The 24,918-nt window shown below is 74.2% G+C and carries 26 protein-coding genes and 1 riboswitch; of the genes, 11 read left to right on the forward strand and 15 right to left on the reverse strand.

Features of this window, described 5'->3' with window-relative positions; translation table 11 throughout:
* The first annotated feature begins 73 nt into the window (after positions 1 to 73).
* On the forward strand, positions 74 to 757 hold the full coding sequence (locus tag ACH4EB_RS11255) for a glycerophosphodiester phosphodiesterase (protein ID WP_398347162.1): 684 nt from the start codon (positions 74 to 76) through the stop codon (positions 755 to 757).
* Between the two features lie 64 nt (positions 758 to 821).
* Here ACH4EB_RS11255 and ACH4EB_RS11260 read toward each other — a convergent pair whose 3' ends face one another.
* The gene (locus tag ACH4EB_RS11260) at positions 822 to 1,355 is read right to left on the reverse strand and encodes a GNAT family N-acetyltransferase (protein WP_398347163.1); all 534 of its coding nucleotides are present in this window, start codon (positions 1,353 to 1,355) and stop codon (positions 822 to 824) included.
* A gap of 197 nt (positions 1,356 to 1,552) precedes the next feature.
* On the opposite strand from ACH4EB_RS11260, the gene ACH4EB_RS11265 reads away from it, so the two are divergent.
* The 5 genes from ACH4EB_RS11265 to ACH4EB_RS11285 all read left to right on the forward strand — a co-directional run bounded on the left by ACH4EB_RS11265 (position 1,553) and on the right by ACH4EB_RS11285 (position 5,310).
* Positions 1,553 to 1,945 (forward strand): VOC family protein, encoded by a 393-nt coding sequence (locus ACH4EB_RS11265; protein WP_398347164.1) that lies wholly within the window; start codon positions 1,553 to 1,555, stop codon positions 1,943 to 1,945.
* A gap of 210 nt (positions 1,946 to 2,155) precedes the next feature.
* The gene (locus ACH4EB_RS11270; RefSeq protein WP_398347165.1) at positions 2,156 to 2,761 is read left to right on the forward strand and encodes a DUF5134 domain-containing protein; all 606 of its coding nucleotides are present in this window, start codon (positions 2,156 to 2,158) and stop codon (positions 2,759 to 2,761) included.
* Positions 2,762 to 2,880: 119 nt separating this feature from the next.
* Entirely contained in the window at positions 2,881 to 3,819 is a 939-nt protein-coding gene (locus ACH4EB_RS11275) for a M56 family metallopeptidase (RefSeq protein ID WP_398347166.1), read from the forward strand.
* A 103-nt stretch (positions 3,820 to 3,922) separates the two neighbouring features.
* The gene (locus tag ACH4EB_RS11280) at positions 3,923 to 4,582 is read left to right on the forward strand and encodes a phosphatase PAP2 family protein (protein WP_398347167.1); all 660 of its coding nucleotides are present in this window, start codon (positions 3,923 to 3,925) and stop codon (positions 4,580 to 4,582) included.
* A 32-nt stretch (positions 4,583 to 4,614) separates the two neighbouring features.
* Positions 4,615 to 5,310, forward strand: a complete 696-nt coding sequence (locus ACH4EB_RS11285; RefSeq protein WP_398347168.1) for an HAD family hydrolase — start codon at positions 4,615 to 4,617, stop codon at positions 5,308 to 5,310.
* 97 nt (positions 5,311 to 5,407) lie between these two features.
* Here ACH4EB_RS11285 and ACH4EB_RS11290 read toward each other — a convergent pair whose 3' ends face one another.
* Together ACH4EB_RS11290 and ACH4EB_RS11295 are read right to left on the reverse strand one after the other, a co-directional pair.
* Entirely contained in the window at positions 5,408 to 5,926 is a 519-nt protein-coding gene (locus tag ACH4EB_RS11290) for a hypothetical protein (protein ID WP_398347169.1), read from the reverse strand.
* 139 nt (positions 5,927 to 6,065) lie between these two features.
* Positions 6,066 to 7,424, reverse strand: a complete 1,359-nt coding sequence (locus ACH4EB_RS11295) for a peptidase C39 family protein (RefSeq protein WP_398347170.1) — start codon at positions 7,422 to 7,424, stop codon at positions 6,066 to 6,068.
* Between the two features lie 315 nt (positions 7,425 to 7,739).
* Between ACH4EB_RS11295 and ACH4EB_RS11300 the strand changes: the two genes are divergently transcribed.
* Together ACH4EB_RS11300 and ACH4EB_RS11305 are read left to right on the forward strand one after the other, a co-directional pair.
* A complete protein-coding gene (locus tag ACH4EB_RS11300) occupies positions 7,740 to 8,357 on the forward strand; it encodes a uridine kinase (RefSeq protein WP_398347605.1) in 618 nt (205 codons plus the stop codon).
* Positions 8,358 to 8,818: 461 nt separating this feature from the next.
* Positions 8,819 to 10,723, forward strand: a complete 1,905-nt coding sequence (locus ACH4EB_RS11305; protein ID WP_398347171.1) for an AAA family ATPase — start codon at positions 8,819 to 8,821, stop codon at positions 10,721 to 10,723.
* Between the two features lie 94 nt (positions 10,724 to 10,817).
* On the opposite strand, the gene ACH4EB_RS11310 is transcribed toward ACH4EB_RS11305, so the two are convergent.
* Complete coding sequence (locus ACH4EB_RS11310) at positions 10,818 to 11,468, reverse strand: TetR/AcrR family transcriptional regulator C-terminal domain-containing protein (protein WP_398347172.1); 651 nt, start codon at positions 11,466 to 11,468, stop codon at positions 10,818 to 10,820.
* An 86-nt stretch (positions 11,469 to 11,554) separates the two neighbouring features.
* On the opposite strand from ACH4EB_RS11310, the gene ACH4EB_RS11315 reads away from it, so the two are divergent.
* The gene (locus tag ACH4EB_RS11315) at positions 11,555 to 11,992 is read left to right on the forward strand and encodes an ester cyclase (RefSeq protein WP_398347173.1); all 438 of its coding nucleotides are present in this window, start codon (positions 11,555 to 11,557) and stop codon (positions 11,990 to 11,992) included.
* A 42-nt stretch (positions 11,993 to 12,034) separates the two neighbouring features.
* Here ACH4EB_RS11315 and ACH4EB_RS11320 read toward each other — a convergent pair whose 3' ends face one another.
* The 10 genes from ACH4EB_RS11320 to ribD all read right to left on the reverse strand — a co-directional run bounded on the left by ACH4EB_RS11320 (position 12,035) and on the right by ribD (position 20,746).
* Entirely contained in the window at positions 12,035 to 13,192 is a 1,158-nt protein-coding gene (locus ACH4EB_RS11320) for a hemolysin family protein (protein WP_398347174.1), read from the reverse strand.
* Positions 13,189 to 14,535 (reverse strand): hemolysin family protein, encoded by a 1,347-nt coding sequence (locus tag ACH4EB_RS11325; protein WP_398347175.1) that lies wholly within the window; start codon positions 14,533 to 14,535, stop codon positions 13,189 to 13,191. The genes ACH4EB_RS11320 and ACH4EB_RS11325 overlap by 4 nt, the downstream gene beginning before the upstream one ends.
* Positions 14,536 to 14,728: 193 nt before the next feature.
* A complete protein-coding gene (locus tag ACH4EB_RS11330; protein WP_398347176.1) occupies positions 14,729 to 15,193 on the reverse strand; it encodes a PH domain-containing protein in 465 nt (154 codons plus the stop codon).
* Between the two features lie 85 nt (positions 15,194 to 15,278).
* Complete coding sequence (hisG, locus tag ACH4EB_RS11335; protein WP_398347177.1) at positions 15,279 to 16,127, reverse strand: ATP phosphoribosyltransferase; 849 nt, start codon at positions 16,125 to 16,127, stop codon at positions 15,279 to 15,281.
* An 80-nt stretch (positions 16,128 to 16,207) separates the two neighbouring features.
* Positions 16,208 to 16,480 (reverse strand): phosphoribosyl-ATP diphosphatase, encoded by a 273-nt coding sequence (locus tag ACH4EB_RS11340; protein ID WP_398347178.1) that lies wholly within the window; start codon positions 16,478 to 16,480, stop codon positions 16,208 to 16,210.
* Positions 16,481 to 16,515: 35 nt separating this feature from the next.
* Positions 16,516 to 17,001, reverse strand: a complete 486-nt coding sequence (ribH, locus tag ACH4EB_RS11345; RefSeq protein WP_003986918.1) for a 6,7-dimethyl-8-ribityllumazine synthase — start codon at positions 16,999 to 17,001, stop codon at positions 16,516 to 16,518.
* Positions 17,002 to 17,066: 65 nt separating this feature from the next.
* Positions 17,067 to 18,368 (reverse strand): bifunctional 3,4-dihydroxy-2-butanone-4-phosphate synthase/GTP cyclohydrolase II, encoded by a 1,302-nt coding sequence (locus tag ACH4EB_RS11350; RefSeq protein WP_398347180.1) that lies wholly within the window; start codon positions 18,366 to 18,368, stop codon positions 17,067 to 17,069.
* Positions 18,365 to 19,018, reverse strand: a complete 654-nt coding sequence (locus ACH4EB_RS11355; protein ID WP_398347181.1) for a nicotinamide riboside transporter PnuC — start codon at positions 19,016 to 19,018, stop codon at positions 18,365 to 18,367. The genes ACH4EB_RS11350 and ACH4EB_RS11355 overlap by 4 nt, the downstream gene beginning before the upstream one ends.
* Complete coding sequence (locus ACH4EB_RS11360) at positions 19,015 to 19,650, reverse strand: riboflavin synthase (protein WP_398347182.1); 636 nt, start codon at positions 19,648 to 19,650, stop codon at positions 19,015 to 19,017. The genes ACH4EB_RS11355 and ACH4EB_RS11360 overlap by 4 nt, the downstream gene beginning before the upstream one ends.
* 1 nt (position 19,651) lies before the next feature.
* Positions 19,652 to 20,746 (reverse strand): bifunctional diaminohydroxyphosphoribosylaminopyrimidine deaminase/5-amino-6-(5-phosphoribosylamino)uracil reductase RibD, encoded by a 1,095-nt coding sequence (gene ribD, locus ACH4EB_RS11365; RefSeq protein ID WP_398347606.1) that lies wholly within the window; start codon positions 20,744 to 20,746, stop codon positions 19,652 to 19,654.
* 184 nt (positions 20,747 to 20,930) lie between these two features.
* Positions 20,931 to 21,061, reverse strand: a riboswitch (FMN riboswitch).
* 181 nt (positions 21,062 to 21,242) lie between these two features.
* Here ribD and ACH4EB_RS11370 point away from each other — a divergent pair.
* Entirely contained in the window at positions 21,243 to 22,034 is a 792-nt protein-coding gene (locus ACH4EB_RS11370; RefSeq protein ID WP_398347183.1) for an SDR family oxidoreductase, read from the forward strand.
* A gap of 194 nt (positions 22,035 to 22,228) precedes the next feature.
* On the opposite strand, the gene ACH4EB_RS11375 is transcribed toward ACH4EB_RS11370, so the two are convergent.
* Complete coding sequence (locus tag ACH4EB_RS11375; protein ID WP_398347184.1) at positions 22,229 to 23,503, reverse strand: ROK family transcriptional regulator; 1,275 nt, start codon at positions 23,501 to 23,503, stop codon at positions 22,229 to 22,231.
* A gap of 96 nt (positions 23,504 to 23,599) precedes the next feature.
* Between ACH4EB_RS11375 and ACH4EB_RS11380 the strand changes: the two genes are divergently transcribed.
* A complete protein-coding gene (locus ACH4EB_RS11380; RefSeq protein ID WP_398347185.1) occupies positions 23,600 to 24,865 on the forward strand; it encodes an MFS transporter in 1,266 nt (421 codons plus the stop codon).
* Positions 24,866 to 24,918 lie beyond the last annotated feature (53 nt).

Raw genomic sequence — 24,918 nt, forward strand, 5'->3', positions numbered from 1 at the left:
TGGCCCACGGCCGGTACCGGTCTCCGGCCGCCGGTCTCCGGTCTGCCGGCACCCCGACAGAAACGAGGCAGCCTTGTCCTTTCTCACCATCGGACACCGCGGGATGATGGGCGTCGAGCCGGAGAACACCCTGCGCTCGTTCGTCCGCGCCGAACGCGAAGGTCTCGACGTCATCGAGCTGGACCTGCACCTGAGCAAGGACGGCGCGCTCGTGGTCATGCACGACGCGGACGTGGACCGCACGACCGACGGGACGGGGCCGATCGCCGACCGCACGCTGGCCGAGCTGCGCGAACTGGACGCCGGCGACGGCGAGCGGATCCCGGTGTTCGAGGAGATCGTGGACGCGGTGCGGGCGCCGCTTCAGGCAGAGATCAAGGACGCGGCCGCCGCCCGGGCGCTCGCCGACGTGCTGCGCGCCCGCGATCTGACGTCCCGGGTCGAGGTGATCTCCTTCCACGACGAGGCGCTGGCCACCGTCGCCCGGCTGCTGCCCGGCGTACGGACCGCGCTGGTCGCCGAGGAGTACGGCCTCGACGTGGTGGACCACGCCCTGGCCGTGGGCGCCTCGGCGCTCTCCCTCGACATCCGCCGGCTCACCCTGGAGCTGGTCGAACGGGCGCACACCGCGGGGCTGCGCGTGCTCGGCTGGACCGTCAACACCCACGACCAGCTCCGGCTCAGCCGCGGGCTGGGGCTGGACGGCGTGGTGACCGACTTCCCGGAGATCCGGCGGTCGGTGCGGTTCACGGCCTGAGGCGCGGGCGGGCGCAGCGGAGGGACGGCCGGGCCGCCGCGGGACGGCGGCCCGGCCCGTCGCCCTAGTCGAGCGGCTTGACCAGCAGCTCGAACTCCAGATCGTCGCGCTGCGGGATGCCGAACCGCTCGTCGCCGTACGGGAACGGGAACATCTGGCCGGTACGCCGGTAGCCGCGCCGCTCGTACCAGGCGATCAGGTCGTCCCGCTGGCGGATGACGGTCATCCGCATCTCGGCCGCGTCCCACTCGGCGCGCGCGGTGCGCTCCGCCTCGGCCATGACGACCTTGCCGAAGCCGCCGCCCTGGAGGGCCGGCCGGACCGCGAACATGCCGAAGTACACATGGTCGCCGCGGTGTTCGAGCTGGCAGCAGGCGATGACCTCGCCCGCGCTCTCGGCGAGCAGCAGTCGGCTGCCGGCGTCGCGCACCACGGCGGTGACGCCCTCCGGGTCGGTGCGCTGCCCCTCCAGCAGGTCCGCCTCGGTGGTCCAGCCGGCCCGGCTCGCGTCGCCGCGGTAGGCGGACTCGATCAGCTCGACGACCGCCGGGACGTCGGCCTCGGTGGCGGTTCTGTAGGTCGGTTCGACGGTCGTCATGCGCGGGAGCCCTTCCGGTGGCGTACGGCGCGGCGGTACGGGCGCCGGCGCCGGGGCACCGCGCGGTACGGCCGTACCGGAGGCTAACAAGAGGCACCGGACCACCGCCCGCCCGCCCGGTGTACCGCCCTTCGGCGGGCGGGTTCCGGAGACCCGCACCCGTGATCCGCGGTGCCCGGAGGCGTAGGGTCCGCAGCATGGTGCATGTACTGAGCAGCAGGGTGCTGGTGCGGCCGTCCGACCCCGAGCGGTCGCGGGAGTTCTACGGCCGCGCGCTGGGCCTGGAGATCTACCGCGAATTCGGTACGGGCCCGGAGCGCGGCACGGTCTACTTCCTCGGCGGTGGCTTCCTGGAGGTCTCCGGCCGCTCCCCCGAGCCCCCTACGGCCACCCTCCAACTGTGGCTCCAGGTGGCCGACGCCGCCGCCGCGCACGAGGAACTGGCGGCCCGCGGAGTGGAGATCCTGCGTCCTCCGGTGCGGGAGCCGTGGGGCCTGGTCGAGATGTGGATCGCGGACCCGGACGGCCACCGGATCGTGCTGACCGAGGTCCCGGCGGACCACCCGCTGCGGTACCGGCCCGGCATCTGACCGTCCCGGCGCCCCGCCCCGGCCTCACGGCCCCCTGCCGGGGGCGGGGCCATGCCCCCCCGTCTGCGCCCGTGCGCTCCCGATTCCGGGTTTCCGGCGGGCGTCCGCGCCCCTCCCGCGGGGCACGATGCCGCTGTACCGGGCCGCACGACGCCACGCCGTGCGCGTCGCCCGCGTGCGACCGCCGTACGGGCTCTCGGGGAGGACGCCGTGCACGGACCGCCATGGGTCGGATGGCTGCTGGTGCTGCTGTGTGCCGGAGCAGGCGCGTACTGCCTGTCGAGCGTGCGGCGCGGTACGGCCGCGCAGCGGCGGGAGGCGCGCGGTGAGGCGCTGATGGGGCTGGGCATGGCGGCGATGGCGGTGCCCGCCTCGGCCGTGGCCCAGCCGTCCTGGACGCCCTGGGTGTACGCGGCCGTCTTCGGCACGGCGGGCCTGTGGGCACTGCTGCGGAGGCATCCGCACCACGCGGTGGGCGCGGCGGCGATGGTCTACATGTCCCTCGCGATGCTGCCGGGCCCCGGCGGCGGGCCGGGCGGCGGCGCTCACGCGGCGCACGCGGGGTCCATGGAACAGATGGGGTCGACGGGTCCGGGCGGGCTGCCGGTGTTCACGGCGCTGCTGCTGACGTACTACGCCGTGTACGTCGTCGCGGCCGGTGTCCGGCTGGCACCGGCGGCCCTTCCCGGTACGGCGGCCCCTGGTGCGGCGGACGACGGTGCGGCGGTCCCGGCACGAGCCACCTGGCCGGAGGTGGTGGGCGCGTGCCGGGTGGCCATGGGCATCGGCATGTTCGCGATGCTGCTGACCCTGTGAGCGGTGCCGCGCAGGGCGGCCGCCCCGGGCCCGCCGTTCACCTCGGACGGTGGTGGTATACGTCACTTCCGACGCGGGTTCGTACCTCGCGGTAGCCGCGCGCTCATAGGCTGACGTCCATGATGGTCCCCTTCGCGCTGATGACGCTCGGCGCGCTGGCTGCGGCGATGGCGCCGCGCCTGATGGCCCGCGCCGACTGGCCCGACCGCGAACCGGTGCTCGCCCTGTGGGTGTGGCAGTGCGTGGTCGCCGCCGTACTGCTGTGCTGTGTCCTGGCGATGTCGCTCTGCGGCGCCGCCGCGTGGGAAGCCGTGCGCAGCCACCTCTTCGGCCATGCGCCGCGCGTCGTCGTCGAGGCGTACGCGCTCAAGGCGTACGGACCGTGGTCCGGCGTGCTCGCTGCGGTCCTGGCGTGCGGCGGCGCGTGGACGGCCGTCATGCTCACCCGCGAGGTGCGCGGCGCCCGGACCCGGCGCCGGCAGCGGCGTACCGACCTGCTGCGGCGCTCCCCGCTGCTGCCCGGCGAGGAGCCGTCCGGCGACCGGCTCGTGGTCCTCGAAGGCGACCGCCCCGAGGCGTGGTGGCTGCACGGCGCCACACCCCAACTGGTCGTCACCACCGCGGCGTTGCGGCGCCTGAAGGGCCGTCAGCTCGATGCGCTGATCGCCCATGAGCAGGGGCACGCGCGGGCCCGCCACGACGTGCTGCTGTACTGCGCCTCCGCCCTCGCGGCCGGATTCCCGCAGGTACCGGTCTTCGCCGCGTTCCGCGACCAGGTCCACCGGCTGGTCGAACTGGCCGCCGACGACGTGGCCTCGCGCCGCTTCGGGCGGCTGACGATCGCCCTGGCGCTGGTCGAACTCAACGAGGACCGCGGGGTGTTCGGCCCCTGCCCCGACCAGTGCGCGCAGGTCCCGCACCGGGTGCACCGGCTGCTGGCCCCGGCCCCGCGCTTCACCCCCGGCCGCCGGCTGCGGATGACGGCGGTCGCGGCGCTCGTCCCGGCGGTGCCGGTTCTGGTGGCGTTCATGCCGGGGCTGAGCGCGCTGACGTACTGAGGGGACGGCGCACGGGGCGGTAACGGGGTACACAGGCGTACGAACACACCCCCGTACGGAGCCCGCCTGGCCCTGCCCCGTGCTCCTCCGCGAAGATTTCCCCATGCTCCCCAGGCCGTCGTCTTCGCCCCGCCGCTCCGTCCGCCTCGCCCTCCTTCTGTTCCTCCCCTTCGCCGCCCTGCTCACCCTCGTGGCCGCGCGCTGGAGCCCGCTCCTCGGCTGGGACCGGGCCGTCGCCACGTCCCTGCACCGCACGGCGGTCACGGCTCCCGGCCTGACCACCGCCAACAAGATCTTCTCGGACTGGGTGTGGGACCCCTGGACCCTGCGCGCCCTGCTGGCCGTCGCGGTCGTCGTGCTCCTGCGCCGTGGGCAGTGGCCGCTCGGCTGCTGGGTGGCGGTCACGGCGGCCGTGGGGACGGCGTTGCAGCAGGTGCTGAAGGCCCTCGTCGGCCGCCACCGCCCGGAGTGGCCGGACCCCGTCGACTCCGCGCACTACGCGGCCTTCCCGTCCGGTCACGCGATGACGGCGGCGGTGGCGGGCGGCCTGGCCCTGTGGCTGCTGCGGCTGTACGGGGCGCGCCGGCGGTGGCTGTGGGCCGCCGCCGTGCCGGTCACCGCGTCCGTGGTGGGCGTCGGCCTCACCCGCGTCTACCTGGGGGTGCACTGGGCCACGGACGTGCTCGGCGGCTGGCTGCTGGGCGGCGCCCTGGTGGCGGCCGCGGCCGCCGCGTACGCCCGGCGGTACGGGACGCGCCGGTGACGGCGGGCCGCCGCGCACGTCAGGATGGCCCTATGACGATCAAGGGTGTGCTCTTCGACTTCTCCGGGACGCTGCTGCGCATCGAATCGCCGGAGAGCTGGCTGCGGGCGGTGCTCACCGAGACCGGGACGGACATCGCGGAGGAGGAGGTGGTCCGCCTCGCGGCGGAGCTGAGCCGGGCCGGCGCGCTGCCCGGCGGTTCCTCACCGGAGCGGCTGCCGCCGGAGCTGGCCGCGCTCTGGGAGGTCCGGGACCGCAGCGCCGGCCGGCACCGCGAGCTCTACACCGCGCTGGCCCGGCAGGTGCCGCTGCCCGACAGCGCGCTGTACGACGCGCTGTACGACCGCCACATGACGCCTGCCGCGTGGGCCCCGTACCCGGACGCCGCCGAGGTCCTGGGCGAGCTGCGACGGCGCGGCATCCGCACCGGTGTGGTCAGCAACATCGGCTGGGACCTGCGACCGGTGCTCCGCGCACACGGCCTCGACCGCTTCGTCGACAGCCACGTCCTGTCGTACGAGCACGGCATCCAGAAGCCGGATCCGCGCCTGTTCGAGATCGCGTGCGAGGAGCTGGGGACGGCCCCCGCGGACGTCCTCATGGTCGGCGACGACCGGACGGCCGACGGCGGCGCGACGGCACTGGGCTGCGGCTATCTGCCCGTGGACCACGTACCGGTGACCGAACGCCCGAACGGCCTCCGCCCCGCCCTGGCCCTGGTCGGCTGATGCCCCGCCACACCCGGCCGCCCAGCCGACCGGGCTCGCGGCGCGCCCCACCGCCGCCGCCCCGGGCCCGACGTCGACCACGCCGGGCCCGGCCACCTCACGGACGCAGCACCTCCGTATGGATGGCCAGCTTGAGCTGGGCATGCGTGATCGCGGCCGGCACCTTGGCGTCCCCGGCACCGCGCGCGGAGATCTTCAGCCCGACCGGCGTCCCCCGGTGCACGAACATCTGCCACAGGTACGTCTTGTACTGACCGCCCCCGGTCTTCCACGTGTCCGTGGTCCCGGTCGAGTCGTAGCCGGACCCGAGCGGATCACGCACGAACCGCGCCCGGTACTCGTTCGGCCGGTCGTCCGCCTCCCAGAACACCATCGCGGACAGCAGCCCCCAGCCCTCGTGACTGGGCCAGATCAGCCCGGACCGCGCGTCGGGGAACGAGGACGGCGTGCCGCCCCCGTTGGCCGGGTCGTGCATCTTCCACGGATCGTACGACTCGTCCCCCGCCCCGTACGGAAAGCGCACCAGGTGGTACCCGTCGCTGTCGTACGAGATCTGCTGCGTCCCGGCCCCGTGCTTCGTCGCGTCCCAGAGCAGTGAGCACACCACTACGGACATACGCGTCCCTCCCCCAACTCCCGGCAGTCGGGGCCCCGTCGGCCCCGTACGGTCCATTGCGCCACAGGTGCCGCCCGCGCGGTAGACGGCGGACGGACACCGGACGGGCGGCGGGGTGGCGGGGTGGCGGGTCGGCGGGTCAGCAGATGCCGACTGTGGCCAGGGCGTGGCGTTGGGCTGGGGAGGCCTCGGTGGGGAAGAACACGTAGCAGATGCCTCCGGTCCCGCTGACGACCTTGCCCTCGGCGTTCTTGCGCTTGGTCCGGAGCAGGATGTTTTCGAACTGGCGGCGCTGGTAGACGCGGCGGACAGCGGCGTTGGTCGGTGAGTTGGGGTCGTTGGCGATCACGTCGCCGGACTGCGTGAAGCCGATGACGGTCATCAGGTGGCCGGCCGTGCCGTAGCCCGCGCCGGTCAGTTCGGGGGCCAGGAAGGACTGCGAGGTGATCACCGGGATGCCCGCCCGGACCAGGGTCTCGGCGTCGGTGAGGGTGCGCAGCCGGGTGACGACGGCCTCCATGTCCCGGTAGGTGGCCGCGTACGCGGTGTTGAAGGGCCAGTTGCCGCAGCCGTCGTACTGGTAGTCGAAGGTGTGGCGGGCGGCGTGGCAGACCTGGGGGTCGGCGTAGGCGGGGTTGACCCAGGCCAGGTCGTCGGCGGTGGGCCTGCGGCCCCAGTACTCGATGATCATCTGCGCGGAGGTGGGGCTGCACCACGCCTCGCCCCCGTTGTCGTACTCCGGGTACTGCCCCTTGTGGATCTCCTGCGAGTACCGCGGCACTACCAGCTCACGGCCGGTCGCGACGCCCGGCTCGGAGGCCGGCACATCGAAGCGGTCCGGGATGTCGGAGCCCATGAGGCCCAGGCGCCACACCGTGGGGGTCAGGGTGGTGCCGGGCCTGCGGTAGAGCGTGACGCGCAGCTCGTACGAGGCCAGCCGCAGGCCGCTCGCCGGATCGTCGATCGCGAAGGTGTCGGTGGAGATGCTGCTCCGGCCGTCCTTCTGGCCGTCCACGGAGGTACGGCGGATGTCACCGTCCCCGGCGGCCCAGCGGCCCATCACGTACCACGGCGTCCGTACGCCGTCGCCGTACGTGCCGCGCAGCTCGACGGCGATCCAGGTGCCGGCGGGTGTCCGGGCGTTCCAGGAGACGACGGCTTCGGTGGACGGCACCTTGAGCGTGCGGGCCGGGGAGGTCCAGACGGCGTACTCCCAGGTGGCGGTCGTGCCGGTGTGCGGATCACGGTGGTCGGCGGTGCCGGCCGGGCGGTCGATCTCCACGCCCGGGCGGCGCCCGTTGACGACGCGGGTGCCGTTCGCGACGCCCTGGTTCCAGTCGGCTGCGGTGTGCCAGGCTCGGTAGTCCACGAGACGCTTCGCCTTCGGTGCGGCGGACGGTGCGGAAGGGGAGGCGGCGAGCGCCAGGGGGGTGGCCGCGCCCGCCGCGACGGCGAGGGCGGCGGCCAGGACGGTACGCCGGGGCGTGGGTCTGCTCATGGTGGAATCCCCCAGTCGGAAGCGAAGGATTGAGCCAGGAGAACGGTGGAGCTCAACTATTGCCCCGCCCGCGCCTTTCGGCCAGCCGTTCGTCGCGCGTCGCGGCAGGGATCAGCAATTTGCGGCAGCCGGGGCGCGCGGCGGACGCTGCGGGGCCCGGGAGACAGGGGCCCGCGGGCCTCTGAGCGCCCCCTGAGGGTCCGCGGGCCCGCACCCGGCGTACCGGTAATCTTGCCGCGTCCCACCGGTCACAGCAGAACAGGCAGCAGCGTGAGTCAAGAGCCGATTCGGCCGTTCCCGTCCGGGCCGGACGGCCTGGACGACCCGGACGCGCCCGGCATCCCGGAGGGCCTGAGCGGCCTCGCCCGCCGGCTGCGCGCACTGCCTCCGTCCTGCGGCCCGGTCCGGCTGATCGGGGTGGACGGCCACGCCGGATCCGGCAAGAGCACCTTCGCGCGGCATCTGGCCGCGGCGCTCGGCGGCGCCCCGGTCATCCGCCTGGACGACATTGCGACACACGATGAACTGTTCGACTGGATGGAGCGGTTCCGCTCCGAGGTCCTGGCACCGCTGTCCCGGGGGGAGGCCGCGCGCTATGGGGTGTACGACTGGGTGCGCGGGGAGTTCACCGCCCGCCGGGAGTCGGCACCGGCGCACGCCGTCGTCGTGGAGGGCGTCGGCGCGGGCCGCCGCGCCCTGCGCCCGTATCTGGCGTGCCTGTTGTGGATGGATCTGACGGCAGGTCACTCCTGGGCCAGGGGACGGCTGCGGGACGGTCCGGCCCAGGCCGCGTTCTGGGATGACTGGATCCCGGCGGAGCGTGCCCATTTCGCGGCGGACCCCTCACGTCCGCACGCCGGTCTGCTGGTACGGGCGTGCGCCGAGGGTTATGAGGTACTGCCGGGGCCTGCTGAGCCGTGCGGTACCCCCTGAACCATCACCGTACGTGACGAACCACAGGCGGTACGCAGATCGTCGCCCTGCGCGTACCGCCGACTGCCTCAACTCGGCTTGACCTGGGGGGCGTACAGGTCTTACGTTCTCAATGTGCGGTTCTGACGGACCGCCCGCAGACGCGAAGCCCCCGGTTGTTCCCCCGTGATCGGGGGCTTCGTTCTGTGCCCGGGCGCTCAGCGCGCGCCGCGCACCGTCCGCCCCCTCACCCTATGTCACCGCCCCCTTCGCGCCGCGGAGCCTCACCTTCCCCCGTACCGCACTCTTCGGCCTGCACCGATACCGCAGGTACGATGCGAGTCCGTGCCACCGAAGGACGCATGTCGAACAGCCCGGAGCGACCGACAACTGCCGCCCGGGGGTTGACGGTTCGATCGAACACGCTGCGGCCTGGCACTCGCCCGGCGGCACACCACGGGGGACGTTTTGTGGGGGACGTGATGGATTTCGGCACCCAGGGCACACACGCCCCGGCCGAACTCGCCTGGCTGCGCGCGGTGGACGCCTACACGGTGGGCGCCTACCCGCAGGCCGAGGAGGAGTTCCGGGCCGCGGTGCGGATGGACCCGACGATGGCCGACGGCTGGCTCGGCCTGCACGCGCTGCGTGCGGACACCTCGACCGCGCTGCTGCACATGCACCGGCACCGCGACCGCTTCGGGGAACAGCGGGCCCGGCACCGACGCACACTCAATTCCTGGTACTGGCTGGGCTGGTGGGTGCAGCCGGTGCTGGAGACCGGCCGCGACCTGCTGCTGGCGTACGCCTCGCACTGGCTCGACGGCCGCCATGTCGCCGAGCTGGACCAGGCCCTGGCGGGCTGCCCGCCGGTGGACACCGACCCGCAGGTGCGCTTCCTGCACGCCTGCCGCGCCTACCTCGTCAAGGACTGGGACCAGCTCGTACGGCACACCGAACCGCTGCTCGACGACCCGCTGCTGGGCATCGAGGCCGGGCTGTTCGGCGGCATGGCACGGGTGCGCCAGGAGATGTACGGGCAGGCCGAGCCGCTGCTGGCGGCCGCCCTGATGCGCTGCCGCAGTGAGCAGCCGCAGCGCAAGGAGCTGCGCTACTGGCTCGCCCGCGCCCACGAGGGCACCGGCCGCAGCGCAGCAGCACTGCCGCTGTACCGCTCGGTGCACCGGGTCGACCCGGCGTTCATGGACACCTCGGCGCGGCTCGCGGCCATAGCCGAGGGGGACGGCCTGGAGGAGGGCACGGACTTCGCGGCCGTCTCCGCCGGCTTCGGCCAGGAGGCGGGCGGCGACCTCGACCCGCTCTCCCCGCTCGATCCGGTGGACGGGCGGGAGCTGCTGGCCACGACGGAGCCGGAGGGCCCGGACAGTGATCTGGCGGGCGGTTCGCCGGGGGACGCGGGCCCGGCCGTACGGGAGAAGACCGCGCTCGGCGGTCCGCGCGGCACGGACCAACTGCCGGCCGGCCCGTCCGATCCGGTGCTGCTGGAGAAGGCGCTCGCCGAGCTGGAGCGGATGGTCGGGCTGGAGCCGGTGAAGCGTCAGGTCAGGGCGTTGTCGGCGCAGTTGCGGATGGCGCGGCTGCGGGCGGGCCAGGGGCTTCCGGTGCAGCCGCCGAAACGACACTTCGTCTTCTCCGGCCCCTCCGGCACCGGCAAGACCACCGTCGCCCGGATACTCGGCCGGGTGTTCTACGCGCTCGGCCTGCTCGGCGGCGACCATCTCGTCGAGGCGCAACGGGCCGACCTGGTGGGCGAGTTCCTGGGGCAGACCGCCGTGAAGGCGAACGAGCTGATCGACTCGGCGCTGGGCGGGGTGCTGTTCGTGGACGAGGCGTACAGCCTGTCGAACTCCGCGTACAGCAAGGGCGACGCGTACGGCGACGAGGCCCTCCAGGTCCTCCTCAAGCGGGCCGAGGACAACCGCGACCGGCTCGTCGTCATCCTCGCCGGCTATCCGGAGGGCATGGACCGCCTGCTGGCCGCCAACCCCGGACTGTCCTCGCGCTTCACCTCGCGCGTCGACTTCCCGAGCTACCGGCCGCTGGAGCTGACCGCCATCGGCGAGGTGCTGGCGGCCGAGAACGGCGACCACTGGGACGAGGAGTCGCTGGAGGAGCTGCGCAGCATCAGCGCGCACGTCGTCGGCCAGGGCTGGATCGACGAGCTGGGCAACGGCCGGTTCCTGCGCACGCTGTACGAGAAGAGCTGCGCCTACCGCGACCTGCGGCTGTCCACCTGGTCCGGCGCACCGTCCCGCGACGACCTGGCCACCCTGCGGCTGCCGGACCTGATGCAGGCGTACGGCGAGGTCCTCTCCGGCCGCGGCCCGGCCACCGGTCCGGGCCCGGAGGCACCGCCGCCGCTCTGACGCCGCCACTCCGGCGACGCCGGGACGCCCGGCACCGCGGGCGCCCCGGGGGACGTGCCTTCCGGAACCCGGCGAGCCGGCCGGGAGGCGCGCCCTAAGCGTCGAACCCCGCCAGCATGGCCCGGACGGCGTAGTGGAAGCGCGCCGCGTCGTCGGCTCCGTGGCCGTCCCGCCCGGCCTGCGCGAGCAAGGGAAAGCGGTCGGCGTCCAACTGCGCAAGGTACGCCGTTGAGCCGGGCGCGCCTTCCTCGTTCACCCGTGCGGTGGCCGCCTCCACGGCGGTGTGCCCGACGACGAACACGGTGAGCGCGTTCAGCACGTCCAGCGCGCGGCCGAGCGGGAAGCCCGCGTCCCGCAGCATCCGCAGGCCGCCTTCCACGGCGTCCAGGGTCTGCGGGGTCACCGCGGGCCGGCTCATCGCCAGCGGCAGGACACCGGGGTGGCGCAGCAGGATGCGCCGGAGGGACGCGGCGTACTCCTCCAGCGCGGGCCGCCAGCGTCCGCCGCCGGCGGCGAGCGGCGCCGCCCGCTCGAACACCCGCTCCACCAGGCCGTCCAGCAAGGCGTTCTTGTTCGGGACGTAGTGGTAGAGCGTCATGGCCTCGACGCCGAGTTCGGCGCCGAGGCGGCGCATCGAGAGGGCGGCGAGCCCGTCGCGGTCGACCAGGGCGAGTGCCGCGTCCAGCACCCGCTCCCGGGTCAGGCCCGCCCGTTCGCCGCGCGCCCGCTTCTGCCCCTTGGTCATGCCCGCCCTCCTTGACTTTCTTACGACGTAAGGCAATGCTACCGGCCAACACGACTCTTACGGCGTAAGAACAGGAAGGCGGCGGGATGGACAGCACCCTCACCGAACGCAACAAGCACGTCGTCACCGGCCTGTTGACGGCGGTCAACGCCCGGCGGACGGCGGACCTGCCGACGTACCTGGCCCCGGACGTCATCGACCACAACAAGATCATTCACGGTGAACCGGACGCGCCGGGAGCCGCTTTCGACGGCTTTCGGCAGCAGCTCGACGCCTTCGACGAGGCACGCATGGAGCCGCGCGAACTGATCGCCGAGGGCGACCGCGTGGTGGCCCGGCTGCTCGTCACCGGCGTGCACACCGGCGCGCACCCCCGGATGCCCCGGCCCACGCACCGGCGCTTCGCGGTGGAGCAGATATGGATCTTCACCGTACGGGCCGGGCGGATCACCGAGATCCGCGCGGTCAGCGACCGGCTGGGCATGTTCGCGCAGCTCGGCTGGGACTGGCCCGATACGGCGTGAGCCCGCGCACCGGCGCGGGCCCACCACTCCGGCACGGGCGGATCACCCCGCCAGTGCCCGGTCCTCCCGGGCCGCCCCCGGCTCGGCGCGCGGGCCGGAGAGGCGGTCGCCGGGCCCCTCGGGGACGCGGGCCCCCTGCGCGCCGCCGAGCTGCGGCACGGCCGGCAGCTCCTGCCGGTGCGCCGGGTCGCGCACCTCCCCCACCAGCTTCTCCAGCACGTCCTCCAGCGCGACCAGCCCCAGCACCCGCCCGGCCGGGTCGGCGACGGCGGCCAGGTGGGAGGCGGACCGGCGCATGGCGGTCAGGGCGTCGTCCAGGGGGAGTTCGGCGCGCAGCGTCGTCATCGGGTGCCAGATGTGCTGCGGCACCGCGCGGTCGCCCTCCTCCAGGTCCAGTACGTCCTTGACGTGCAGGTAGCCCATGTAGGCGCCGCCGGGCGCGGACACCGGGAAGCGGGAGTAGCCGGTCTTGACGGTCAGCTCCTCGACCTGGCGCGGCGTGACGGCCGGGTCGACCGTGACCAGCCCGGCCGGGTCCAGCAGCACGTCGGTGACCGGGCGGCTGCCCAGCTCCAGCGCGTCGGAGAGGCGCTCCTGCTCGGCGGGGCCCAGCAGGCCCGCCTGCTTGGAGTCCTCGACGAGGTCGGTGAGCTGCTCACTCGTGAAGACCGCCTCGACCTCGTCCTTCGGCTCGACGCCGAACAGCCGCAGCACGCCGCGCGCGCACGCGCCGAGCAGGGCGGTGACCGGGCGGCACAGCCGGGCGAAGGCGACCAGGCCGGGGCTGAACCACAGCGCGGTCTTCTCCGGCGCGGCCATCGCCAGGTTCTTCGGCACCATCTCGCCGATGACCAGGTGGAGGAAGACCACCGCGGCCAGGGCGATGACGTAGCCGAGGGGGTGGATGAGCGGTTCGGGCAGGTGCGCCGCGTGGAAGAGGGGCTCCAGGAGGCGGGCGACGGTCGGTTCCGCGACCGCGCCGAGCGTCAGGGAGCAGACGGTGATGCCGAACTGCGCCGCCGCCATCATCTGCGGGAGGTTCTCCAGGCCGTGCAGCACCTTGCGGGCCCGCTTGGAGCCCGCGGTGGCCAGCGGTTCGATCTGGCTGCGGCGCACCGAGACCAGGGCGAACTCGGCGCCCACGAAGAAGCCGTTGACCAGCACCAGGAAGGCGGCGAAGAGGAGTTGCAGGAAACTCACCGGGCCACCTCCGCGGGCAGCGGGGCGGGCGCCGCGACGCCCGCGGTCCGTATGATCCGGACGCGCTCGGCACGGTGGTGGGACACCAGCCGCACCCGCATCCGCCAGCCGTCGAGCTCGGCGGTGTCGCCGGGGGCGGGCACCCGGCCGAGTACGTGGGCCAGCAGGCCCGCCACGGTCTCGTACGGGCCGTCCGGCGTGTCGAGGCCGATCCGCCGCAGGGTGTCCACCCGGCAGCCGCCGTCCGCGTCCCAGGCCGGGCGGCCGTCCTCGGGCGGCGCCTGGGCCAGCTCGGGCAGGTCGATCCGGTCGTGCTCGTCACGGACCTCGCCGACCAGTTCCTCGACGATGTCCTCCAGGGTGACCACGCCCGCCGTACCGCCGTACTCGTCGACCACGACGGCTATCGGCTGCTCGCTGCGCAGCCGCTCCAGCAGCGGCTGCACCGGCAGCGTCGCCGGGACCAGGAGCGGCGGTACGGCGATCCGCCCCGCGGGGGTGCGCAGCCGCTCGTGCTCGGGCACCGCGAGGGCGTCCTTGAGGTGCACCATGCCCACCACCTCGTCGAGCCGGGTGTGGTAGACGGGAAAGCGGGACAGGCCGGTGGCGCGGGTGAGGTTGAGGACGTCCTCGGCGGTCGCGGACGCCTGCAGGGCGCTGACCCGGACCCGCGGGGTCATCACGTTCTCGGCGGTCAGCCCGCCGAGGGAGAGGGTGCGGACGAACAGGTCGGCGGTGTCCTGCTCGATCACCCCGGCGCGGGCCGAGTGGTGGGCGAGCGAGACCAGTTCGCCGGGGGTGCGGGCGGAGGCCAGCTCGTCGGTCGGCTCCACGCCCAGGGCCCGTACGAGCCGGTTGGCGACGGTGTTCAGCAGGGAGATCACCGGGCGGAAGAACCGCGAGAAGGCGCCCTGCGGGCCCGCGACGAAGCGGGCGACCCGAAGCGGCCTGGAGACCGCCCAGTTCTTGGGCACCAGCTCGCCGAGGACCATCTGCACGGCGGAGACCAGCAGCATCCCGACGACGACGGCGATGCCGGGTACGGCGCCGGCCGGCAGCCCGGTGGCGGTCAGCGGCGCGGACAGCAGGCGGGCCAGGGCGGGCTCGGCGAGCATGCCGACCACCAGGGAGGTGAGGGTGATGCCGAGCTGGGTGCCGGAGAGCTGGAAGGAGAGTTCGCGCAGCGCGCCGACGACGGTGCGGGCGCGCCGGTCCCCTGCGGAAGCGGCCCGTTCGGCCTCCGCCTTCTCCACGGTGACCAGGCCGAACTCGGCGGCGACGAAGAAGCCGTTGGCGAGGATCAGGACGAGTGCCGCGGCGAGCAGCAAAAGTGTGGCGGTCATGCCGCCGCCTCCGTGAACGGGAACTCCCGCGGATGCGGGGGTTCCGGTGGAGGGGCGGCACAAGTACTACCGGACGATCCGTCCATTGCTGGAGGGAGTCACTCCTCAGGTCGCAGGTGGCCCGCTGGCGGGGCGGGGCGCGGGGCGCGCCCCGGGCACCAGAGTAATCAGCGGGGCCGGGATGCGGGCAGGGTCACCGGGCCGGGTGGTCCGGGGTGCCGTGGTTCTCGGCGAGCGCCCGCAGCGTGCGGGCGTCGCGGATGGCCTGGTCGCGCGCGATGCCGGGCTGGATGCCCATCGCGGGCAGGCTGGTGCCGTCGGCCAGGTCGAGGTGGACCCAGGGGTCGCCCTGGCGCAGGTTGACCCGCAGTACCTGGGCCCAGGCCAGCTCGCGCTTGGTGGTGAGGTTGACGACCGTGACGCCGTCCTGCCGGGCGACGACCTTGGGCCGGGCGAGCAGCAGCAGGACGCCGAGGATGACCAGACCGGTGCACACGAAGCTGACCCGCTCGCCGCCGCCCAGGTTCGGCAGCAGCACGGCGATCACCGTCAGCACGGCGAGCTGGGCGATGCCGACGCCGTACAGGACGGCACGGGTGCGGCCCGGCCGGAAGGTCACCGGGAGGGCGGGCAGGGGCGCGGATGCGGGCGCGGACACGTCGCTGGGCTCTTTCGTACGGGCCGTCGGCGCGGGCCGGCGGCGGGTGTGGCCGCCGCCCGTCGGCGGCGGCCGGGCCGCTCTCTCAGAGGCGGCAGGCGTGGATGCCGGTGGTCAGGATGGCGCGGGCGCCCAGCTCGTACAGCTCGTCCATGATGCGCTGGGCGTCCTTGGAGGGGACCATCGAGCGGACCGCGACCCAGCCCTCGTGGTGCAGCGGGGAGACGGTCGGCGACTCCAGGCCAGGGGTGAGGGCGACGGCCTTCTCGACGTGCTCCACGCGGATGTCGTAGTCCATCATCACGTAGCGCCGGGCGACCAGGACGCCCTGCATGCGGCGGAGGAACTGGCGGACCTTCGGATCGTCCTCGGGGGCGCCCTTGCCGCGGATGACGACCGCCTCGGACTTCAGGATCGGCTCGCCGATGATCTCCAGCCCGGCGTTGCGCAGGGTGGTGCCGGTCTCCACGACATCGGCGATGATCTCGGCGACGCCGAGCTGGATGGCGGTCTCCACGGCGCCGTCCAGGTGGACGACGGCGGCGTTCACACCGTTGTCGGCGAGGTGCTGCTTGACCAGGCCGGAGAAGGACGTGGCGACCGTCATGCCGCCGAAGTCGGTGACCTCCTGGGCCGTGCCCGGGCGGGTGGCGTAGCGGAAGGTCGAGCCGGCGAAACCGAGCTGCATGATCTCCTCGGCCTGCGCGCCGGAGTCGAGCAGCAGGTCGCGGCCGGTGATGCCGATGTCCAGCTTGCCGGAGCCGACGTACACCGCGATGTCGCGCGGGCGCAGGAAGAAGAACTCGACCTCGTTCTCCGCGTCGACCAGGACCAGTTCCCTGCGGTCCTTGCGCTGGCGGTAGCCGGCCTCATGGAGCATCGCCGACGCAGGCTCGGACAGTGAACCCTTGTTCGGGACGGCGATGCGCAGCATGAGAACGACTTCCTTCGTGCGGGAGGTGGTGACAGGGGATCGGGGTGGAGCGGTCGTGCGGCGGAGGGCCGGGCGACGGCTCAGAGATGGGCGTAGACGTCGTCGAGGGAGATGCCCTTGGCGACCATCATCACCTGAAGGTGGTACAGGAGCTGGGAGATCTCCTCGGCGGCGGCCTCGTCGGACTCGTACTCCGCGGCCATCCAGACCTCGGCGGCCTCCTCGACGACCTTCTTGCCGATCGCATGGACGCCGGACTGGACCAGCTCGGCGGTGCGGGAGGTGGCGGGGTCGCCGGTGGCGGCCTTCTGCTGGAGCTCGGTGAAGAGCTCCTCGAACGTCTTCTTGGACATGATGTGACCCACCCTACGCGGTCGCCCCGCCCCGCTCAGCGCCAGGGCTCGGCGACGGTGCGCAGCGTCGCGGCGGTGGCGACGGCCGCGGTCACCGCCTCGTGGCCCTTGTCCTCGGTGGAGCCGAAGATGCCGGCCCGGTCCAGGGCCTGCTCCTCGGTGTCGCAGGTCAGCACGCCGAACCCGATCGGTACGCCGGTGTCGACGCTGACCTGCGTCAGGCCCTGGGTGACGCCCTGGCACACGTAGTCGAAGTGCGGCGTGCCGCCGCGGATGACGACGCCGAGGGCCACGATCGCGTCGTAGCCGCGGCCCGCCAGGACCTTGGCGACCACCGGCAGCTCGAAGCTGCCGGGCACGCGCAGCAGCGTCGGCTCGTCGATGCCCAGCTCGGACAGGGCCCGCAGGGCGCCGTCCACGAGGCCGTCCATCACCTTCTCGTGCCACTGGGCGGCGATCACGGCCACCCGCAGGTCGCCACAGTTCTTCACGGACAGTTCGGGTGCGCCCTTGCCGCTCACGTCTCTCCTCGTGGTCCGGTGCTCGTGTACGTACGTGGTGGGGCGGCCGGGGTCCGGCCGCGGTCCTACTGGTTGCCGCAGGCCGACGCGCGGTCTGCGTCGAGCCAGGGCAGGTCGTGCCCCATCCGGTCCCGCTTGGTGCGCAGGTACCGCAGGTTGTGCTCGCCCGCCTGTACGGGCATCGGCTCCCGGCCGAGGACCTTGAGCCCGTGCCGGACCAGCGCCTCGGTCTTCTCCGGGTTGTTGGTCATCAGCCGCAGCGACCGCACGCCGAGGTCGGCCAGCACCTGGGCGCCGGCGCCGTAGTCGCGGGCGTCGGCGGGCAGCCCCAGCTCCAGGTTGGCGTCGAGGGTGTCGCGGCCGCGCTCCTGGAGCTCGTACGCCCGCAGCTTGGACAGCAGCCCGATGCCGCGCCCCTCGTGGCCGCGCAGGTAGATCACCACACCGCGGCCGGCCTCCGAGATCCGCCGCAGCGACTCCTCCAGTTGGGGGCCGCAGTCGCAGCGCAGCGAGTGGAAGATGTCGCCGGTCAGGCACTCGGAGTGGACCCGTACGAGGACGTCCTCGCCGTCGCCGATGTCACCGGCGACCAGCGCGATGTGCTCGACGCCGTCGACGGTGGAGCGGTAGCCGTACGCGGTGAACTCGCCGTGGCGGGTGGGCAGCCGGGTGGTCGCCTCGCGCCGGACGGTCGGCTCCGAGCTGCGGCGGTAGGCGATCAGGTCCTCGATGGAGATGATCGACAGGCCGTGCTTGCGGGCGAACGGCACCAGCTCGGGCAGCCGCAGCATCGTGCCGTCCTCACCGGCGATCTCGACGATCGCGGCGGCGGGCCGCAGCCCCGCGAGCCGGGCGAGGTCCACGCCGGCCTCGGTGTGGCCGTTGCGGACCAGCACCCCGCCGTCGCGGGCACGCAGCGGGAAGATGTGGCCGGGGCGCACGAAGTCGGCGGGCGCGGCCTCGCCGGAGGCGAGCAGGCGCAGGGTGGTGGCGCGGTCGGCGGCGGAGATGCCGGTGCTGACGCCGTGCGCGGCGGTGGCGTCGACGGAGACGGTGAACGCGGTGCGCATCGACTCGGTGTTGTGCTCGACCATCTGCGGCAGCGCGAGGCGGTCCAGTTCGGCGCCCTCCATGGGGGCGCAGATCAGGCCGCGGCACTCGCTCATCATGAAGGCGAGGATCTCGGGGGTGACCCGTTCGGCGGCGACGACGAGGTCGCCCTCGTTCTCCCGGTTCTCGTCGTCCACGACCACGACCGGCCGCCCTGCGGCGATGTCGGTGATGGCCTGCTCGACGGGGTCGAGGGCCAGAACGGCGTCGCGGCCGCCGGTGTCCTCGGGGTCGTACCAGCTCTGCAGTGCGGTCATGCCGCCGCTCCTTCCAGGACGGGCTGCGGATTCGTACGGGAACGCAGCCACCAGTCGCGCATGCCCCACAGGACGAGGCCGAGGTAGACGACATAGACGAGGCCGGAGAAGGCCAGGCCGCTGCTGAAGGCGAGGGGGACACCCACGATGTCGACGAGCAGCCAGGCGAACCAGAACTCGACCAGGCCGCGGGCCTGGGCGACCATCGCCGCCAGGGTGCCGACGAAGATGTAGGCGTCGGGCCAGGGGTTCCAGGAGAGCTGCGGCAGCAGGGCGAACAGCGAGCCGACGGCGACGGTGCCGGCCGCCGTGCCGGCGAGCAGCAGTGCGCGCTCGCGCCAGGTGGCGAAGCGCACGGCGATGGAGCCGTCCTGGGCCCGCTGCCGGCCGCGCCGCCACTGCCGCCAGCCCCACAGCGCCACGCCGATGACGAGCAGTTGCTTGCCGACGCCGCCGCTGAGGTGGGCGTAGGCGTACGCGGAGACCAGGATCAGGCCGGAGAGGAACTGGGCGGGCCAGGTCCATATGGAGCGCCGCCAGCCGAAGGCGAGGGCGGCCAGGCCGATGCTGTTGCCGATCATGTCGGACCAGATGACCTGCTGGCCGAAGGCGGTGAACGCCGGGCCGTTCAGCCAGCCGAGGACGTTCACCGCAGGCTCTCTTCCACGGCCGCGGCGGCCGCCGCGGTGCCCTGCCCCTGGCCCAGCAGCCGCTCCACGTACTTCGCCAGCACGTCGACCTCCAGGTTGACCGGGTCGCCGGGCTGCTTGATGCCGAGGGTGGTCAGGGCAAGGGTGGTGGGGATGAGGCTGATGGTGAAGAAGTCGTCGGCCGCGTCGACGACGGTGAGGCTGACGCCGTCGACGGTGATGGACCCTTTCTCCACCACATAGCGGGCGAGCCGGGCGGGCAGCGCGATCTTGACGATCTCCCAGTGCTCCCCGGGTGTCCGCGAGACGATCGTGCCGGTGCCGTCCACATGGCCCTGGACGAGGTGGCCGCCGAGGCGCCCGCCGAGGGCCATCGGGCGTTCGAGGTTGACGCGGGAGCCGACGGTGAGCACGCCCAGGCCGGTGCGACTGAGCGTCTCGGCCATCACGTCGGCGGTGAAGGTCCCCTCGCCGGTGTCCACGACGGTCAGGCAGACGCCGTTGACGGCGATCGAGTCGCCGTGCCCGGCGCCCTCGGTGACGAGCGGGCCGCGCAAGGTGAACCGGGAGCTGTCGCCGAGGTTCTCGACGGCGGCGACCTCACCCAGTTCTTCGACGATTCCGGTGAACACGTCAGCTCTCCTCGTTCAGGGTGTGGCGGGCGGGGGTGGCGGTGATGCGCAGATCGGGCCCGAGCCGGACGGTGTCGGTCACATCGAGGCGCAACGCCTGGCCGATCGTGCCGATTCCGGCGTCGCCGAGGGCGGCGGGACCGGCGCCGAGCAGTACGGGCGCGAGGTAGCCGACGACCTTGTCGACGGCGTGCGCGGCGAGGAAGGCGCCGGCCAGGGTCGGGCCGCCCTCCAGGAGCACCGACCGCACGTCGCGCGCGTACAGGGCGTCGAGCAGCGTGGGCAGATGCACCCCGGAGCCGCCCTCGGTGCGCGGCAGCCGCAGGATCGGGGCGAGACCTTCGAGATGGCGGGCGTCGGCGTCCTCGGCGACCGCGATCAGGGTGGGCGCGGTGCCGTCCAGGACCCGGGCGCCGGGCTTGACCACGGCGGCGGCGGTGTCGATCACGACCCGCATCGGCTGGCTGACCTCGGCGTCGGCCAGGCCCGCGACACGCGCGCCGAGGTGCGGGTCGTCGGCGCGGGCGGTGCCGGAACCGACGATCACCGCGTCGGCCCGGGCGCGCAGCCGGTGGACGTCGGCGCGGGACTCGGCCGAGGTGATCCAGCGGCTGGTGCCGTCGGCGGCGGCGATCCGGCCGTCGAGCGTGGCGGCGTACTTCCACAGCACGAAGGGACGGCGGCGCAGTACGGCGGTCAGCCACGCCTCGTTGCCGGCGGCGGCCTCGTCGGCGAGCAGGCCGCCCTCGACGTCCAGGCCGGCCTCGGCCAGGGTGGTGGAACCGCCGGTGGCGGTGGGGTTGGGGTCCGGGACGGCGTAGTACACCCGGGCGATGCCCGCCGCGATGAGGGCCTGGGCACAGGGGCCGGTGCGGCCGGTGTGGTTGCAGGGTTCCAGCGTGACGAAGGCGGTGCCGCCCCTGGCCCGCTCGCCCGCCTCGCGCAGCGCGTTGACCTCGGCGTGCGGGCCGCCGGCCCGCTCGTGCCAGCCCTCCCCCACGACGCGCCCGGCGGCGTCCAGGACGACACAGCCGACGACGGGATTGGGACTGGTGTGTCCGAGGCCGCGGGCGGCAAGCTGGATGGCTCGGCGCATCGCCGCGGTCTGCGCGGGGGCTGGGGTGGCCACCGGGTCCTCCTGCCACTCGGGCACGGACTCCGGGGCTGTCACAACGGACAGGAAAACGGGAACGGGACAACGGGGACACCGAGGCCAAGGAGGAGGCCGCCTTCGTGAAGACGAGGACGACCGCCGGCGGCGGTGTACCGCTGCTCGCCCGCCGCGCACTGCCTCCCATCCGGACTTTAACCGTCGGTGCAGGAATTCCACCTGCTCAACCGGCCGCTGGAGGCGACCGGGTCGCGGACTGTTACCGCCGGTTCGGAATTTCACCGACCCCGGAGTGCGCTGCGTATGTCAATTCAGTACGGCTTCAGTCTGCCACGTCTGATCGTCGGCCATGCGGGCGGCGACCTGTGGAGTGGCTCACAGACGGCGGCACGGGCCTCACCCTCCGGCCCGCCGCGCCGTCCCAGCGCCGCGGGCCCCCACCGGCCCGGACCGCCCACCCCCGACCCGAGGAATGATCGCGATGACGACGATTTTGGTGACCGGCGGCACGGGCACGCTCGGCCGGGCCGTGGTGGACCGGCTGCTCGCCGCAGGTCACGACGTCCGCACCCTCAGCCGCCGCCCGCACCCCGGTACCGGGCGGCCCCGGCTGCACGCGTACGCGGTCGACCTGCGCGACGGCTCGGGCCTGGCCCCGGCGGTGGCGGGCGTGGAGACCGTGGTGCACTGCGCCTCGGCGCCGACCGGCGACACCGAGGCGGCCGGCCGGCTCGTCGAGGCGGCGCTGACGGCCGGGGTGCGGCACCTGGTCTACATCTCCATCGTCGGCGTGGACCGGATCCCGCTGGGCTACTACCGCGCGAAACACGAGGTGGAGCGGCTGATCGAGGACTCGGGGCTCGGCTGGACCGTACTGCGTACCACCCAGTTCCACGACCTGCTGCTGCGACTGGTCAAGGCCGGGGCGCGGCTGCCGGTGATGCCGGTGCCGACCGGTGTGCGGTTCCAGCCGGTGGACGTCCGCGAGGTCGCCGGCCGGCTCGTGGAGCTGGCGTCTGCGGAGCCGGCGGGCCGGGTGGCGGACCTGGGCGGCCCCGAGACCCGTACCGCCCGTGACCTCGTACGGGACACCCTCCGGGCCGGCGGGCGGCGGCGTCTGCTGGTACCGCTGTGGGTGCCGGGCGGAGTAGGCGCGGCGCTGCGGCGGGGCGAGAACCTGGCACCGGAGCACGCGGACGGCACGATCAGCTACGGGGACTTCCTGGCGGAGCGGACGGGCGGGAGCGGCAGAGGGGGGCGGGCCGGAGGGTAGCGGCGGGGGCGGGGGCCCGGCGCTCCCGGGACGGCAGGCCGCCGGTGGCCCGGCAGTCCGGCGCTCCCGGGACGGCCGGGGCGGGCACCCGGCAATCCGGCTACCGCCAGGCCCCGTGCCCCGGACCTCGCTCGGGCCCGAACGTGTCGCGGGCCCGGCTCAGGCCGCAGGCCCGAACAGGTCGCGGTCCCCGCTCAGGCCACAGGACCGAACAGGTCCTCCTGTGCCGCGTCCATCGCCGCGAGCACCGCGCCGCGCAGCACGGCCCGGCCGCCGACCGTCCCCGCGCGTACCTCGGTGCGCAGCGGGGACATCCGCGCGAGGTGACCGGCGACCCGGGCGGCCAGCGCGTCGCCGCCCGCGCGGCCGGTCTCGCCGCCGAGTACGACACAGCCGGGGTCCAGTACGGCGCAGACGGCGGCGGCCCCGACGGCGACCCGGGCGGCCAGCGCGTCGAGGAAGGCGGCACCGGCCCCGCCCGCGCGGCCAGCGGCGCGCACCAGCGCCTCGGCGGCGGGAGCACCGGTCGCGTCCGTGCCACCTGGGCCCGCCCCGCCCTGCCCCGGGCCCGCCACGATGCCGTGCTCGGCGGCCAGCCGGCACACCGCCGCGGAACCCGCCAGCGAGTGGAAGCCGCCGTCGCAGCCCGCGGCCGTGGGCAGCGCACCCGTGCCCGGTACGGGCAGGAAGCCGATCTCGCCCGTGCCGCCCGAGGCGCCGCGGCGCAGCCGGCCGTCCAGGACGACGGCGGCGCCGGTGCCGTGGCCGAGCCAGAGCAGGACGTAGGTGTCGCGGTCGCGCGCGGCGCCGTCGCGCTGCTCGGCGATGGCGGCGAGGTTGACCTCGTTCTCCAGCAGGACCGGCGCGGCGGGCCGGTCGCCGACCGCCGTGAGGAGCGCGGCGTGCCAGGCGGGCACCCATTCCGTACCGCCGAAGCGCCCGGTGGCCGGGTCGACCAGGCCGGGCGCGCCGACCGCGACGACGTGCGGGCGTCCGGCTCCGGCCTCGCCGAGCAGCTTCTCCAGGGTGGCCACGCCGTTCGCCGCCGCCTGGCCGGGGTCCGCGTCCGGGCCGACCGGGACGACCGCCTCGGCCAGCACGTGGCCGAGCAGGTCGGCGACCGCGAGGGTGGCGCTGTGCGTGCGCAGGTCCACCGCGGCGAGGTGGGCGCGGCCGGCGACGATGCCGTACAACCGGGCGTTGGGCCCGCGCCGCCGGGCGCCCGACTCGCCGACCACCGCGATCAGCCCGGCGGCCTGGAGGCGTTCGACGAGGTCGGCGACGGTCGGCCGGGAGAGTCCGGTGCCCGCCTTCAGCTCCCCGGCGGTCAGCGGGCCCGCGGCCTGGAGGAGCCGGAGGGCGAGGCGGTCGTTGATGGCCCGCGCGGTGCGCGGCGAGGCGGTGCGCGGGGTGCCGCGTACGGCGGCCGGGGCGGTACGGCCGGGGGCGGGTCCGCGCGTCTCATCCATGCCCGGATCCTTCCAGGCCCCCTGACACGGGGACCGCTGCGAGGGAGCTGCCGGATGTCTCTTATTATCAGGCAGGCTTCCTGATAATTTACGCCCATGGATGGCACCGGCGCTCCCGATGCGGCTCCGCCGCCCGGCCCACCGCCCGGCCCGGTCCGGGGTCGGCACTTCTCCCCGGCCCGGCTGCGCCGCGCCCGCTGGTCCGTCGCGGCGGTCTTCCTCGTTCACGGCTCGGTGACCGGCGGCTTCGCCACCCGCGTCCCCTGGATCCAGGACCACGCGCAGATCAGCGCGGGCCGGCTCGGCCTCGCCCTGGCCTTCCCCGCGATCGGCGCGTCCCTCGCCATGCCACTGGCCGGCCGGATCAGCCACCACCTCGGCGCCCGTGCCGCCCTGCGCACCCTGCTCGCCCTGTGGACCCTCTCGCTCGCACTGCCCGCCCTCTCCCCCAACCTGTACGGGCTGTGCGGCGCCCTGCTGGTGTACGGCGCGACCGCGGGCATGGCGGACGTGGCGATGAACGCGCTGGGCGTGGAGACCGAGGACCGGCTCGGCAAGCCGATCATGTCGGGGCTGCACGGCATGTGGAGCGTGGGCGCCCTGCTCGGCTCGGCGGCCGGCACCGCGGCGGCGCACGCCGGCACCGATGCCCGGCTGCACCTGGCCGTCGCCGCCGCCGTGTCCACCGTCCTGGGTGCCGCCGCCTGCCAGGGCGTGCTGGACCTGCGCAGCACGCCCGGCGCGCATCCGCCGCCGCGCTTCGCGCTGCCCCCGAAGTCCGCGCTGGTCATCGGCGCGGTCGGGTTCTGCGCGGTCTTCGCGGAGGGCGCCAGCCTCGACTGGTCGGCGGTCTACCTGCGCGACGTGCTGGGCACCGACGCGGGCCTGGCGGCCGCCTCGACCACGGCCTTCTCGTGCACCATGGCGGCGGCCCGGCTGGCGGGCGACCGGGTGGTCGCCCGCTTCGGTCCGGTGCGCACCGTACGGGCCAGTGGGATGCTGGCGACGGCGGGCGGCGTCCTGATCGTGCTGGCGCGGCACCCGGCCATGGCGCTGGCGGGCTTCGCGCTGATCGGCCTGGGCATCGCCGTCGTGGTGCCGCTGGCGTTCGCGGCGGCGGGCCGCAGCGGCCCGGCGCCCAGCCAGGCCATCGCCGGCGTCGCCACCATCACGTACACCTCGGGGCTGATCGCCCCGTCGGCCATCGGCGCGATCGCCCAGGCGACCTCGCTGACCGGGTCGTTCCTGCTGGTCACGGTGCTGGCCTGCGGGCTGTTCGCCGGCGCCGGGGTGCTGCGGGTGAAGGGCCGGAACGCCGCCGGGCGCGACGCGGTGGCGGCCGGCGGCCCGGAGCGCTTCTGACCCGGGGTCCGCACACCGGCGTACCCGTCCGCGGGACGGACGCGGACGGGCGT

Origin of the sequence: Streptomyces sp. NPDC018045 (genome assembly GCF_044327445.1) — a bacterium.
Classification (GTDB): Bacteria; Actinomycetota; Actinomycetes; order Streptomycetales; family Streptomycetaceae; genus Streptomyces.

Coding starts and splice junctions, on each gene's coding strand:
- ACH4EB_RS11260 (WP_398347163.1), bottom strand. CDS start 1,355: ATGACGACCGTCGAACCGACCTACAGAACCGCCACCGAGGCCGACGTC.
- ACH4EB_RS11265 (WP_398347164.1), top strand. CDS start 1,553: ATGGTGCATGTACTGAGCAGCAGGGTGCTGGTGCGGCCGTCCGACCCC.
- ACH4EB_RS11275 (WP_398347166.1), top strand. CDS start 2,881: ATGATGGTCCCCTTCGCGCTGATGACGCTCGGCGCGCTGGCTGCGGCG.
- ACH4EB_RS11280 (WP_398347167.1), top strand. CDS start 3,923: ATGCTCCCCAGGCCGTCGTCTTCGCCCCGCCGCTCCGTCCGCCTCGCC.
- ACH4EB_RS11285 (WP_398347168.1), top strand. CDS start 4,615: ATGACGATCAAGGGTGTGCTCTTCGACTTCTCCGGGACGCTGCTGCGC.
- ACH4EB_RS11290 (WP_398347169.1), bottom strand. CDS start 5,926: ATGTCCGTAGTGGTGTGCTCACTGCTCTGGGACGCGACGAAGCACGGG.
- ACH4EB_RS11295 (WP_398347170.1), bottom strand. CDS start 7,424: ATGAGCAGACCCACGCCCCGGCGTACCGTCCTGGCCGCCGCCCTCGCC.
- ACH4EB_RS11305 (WP_398347171.1), top strand. CDS start 8,819: ATGGATTTCGGCACCCAGGGCACACACGCCCCGGCCGAACTCGCCTGG.
- ACH4EB_RS11310 (WP_398347172.1), bottom strand. CDS start 11,468: ATGACCAAGGGGCAGAAGCGGGCGCGCGGCGAACGGGCGGGCCTGACC.
- ACH4EB_RS11315 (WP_398347173.1), top strand. CDS start 11,555: ATGGACAGCACCCTCACCGAACGCAACAAGCACGTCGTCACCGGCCTG.
- ACH4EB_RS11325 (WP_398347175.1), bottom strand. CDS start 14,535: ATGACCGCCACACTTTTGCTGCTCGCCGCGGCACTCGTCCTGATCCTC.
- hisG (WP_398347177.1), bottom strand. CDS start 16,127: ATGCTGCGCATCGCCGTCCCGAACAAGGGTTCACTGTCCGAGCCTGCG.
- ACH4EB_RS11340 (WP_398347178.1), bottom strand. CDS start 16,480: ATGTCCAAGAAGACGTTCGAGGAGCTCTTCACCGAGCTCCAGCAGAAG.
- ACH4EB_RS11350 (WP_398347180.1), bottom strand. CDS start 18,368: ATGACCGCACTGCAGAGCTGGTACGACCCCGAGGACACCGGCGGCCGC.
- ribD (WP_398347606.1), bottom strand. CDS start 20,746: ATGCGCCGAGCCATCCAGCTTGCCGCCCGCGGCCTCGGACACACCAGT.
- ACH4EB_RS11370 (WP_398347183.1), top strand. CDS start 21,243: ATGACGACGATTTTGGTGACCGGCGGCACGGGCACGCTCGGCCGGGCC.
- ACH4EB_RS11375 (WP_398347184.1), bottom strand. CDS start 23,503: ATGGATGAGACGCGCGGACCCGCCCCCGGCCGTACCGCCCCGGCCGCC.
- ACH4EB_RS11380 (WP_398347185.1), top strand. CDS start 23,600: ATGGATGGCACCGGCGCTCCCGATGCGGCTCCGCCGCCCGGCCCACCG.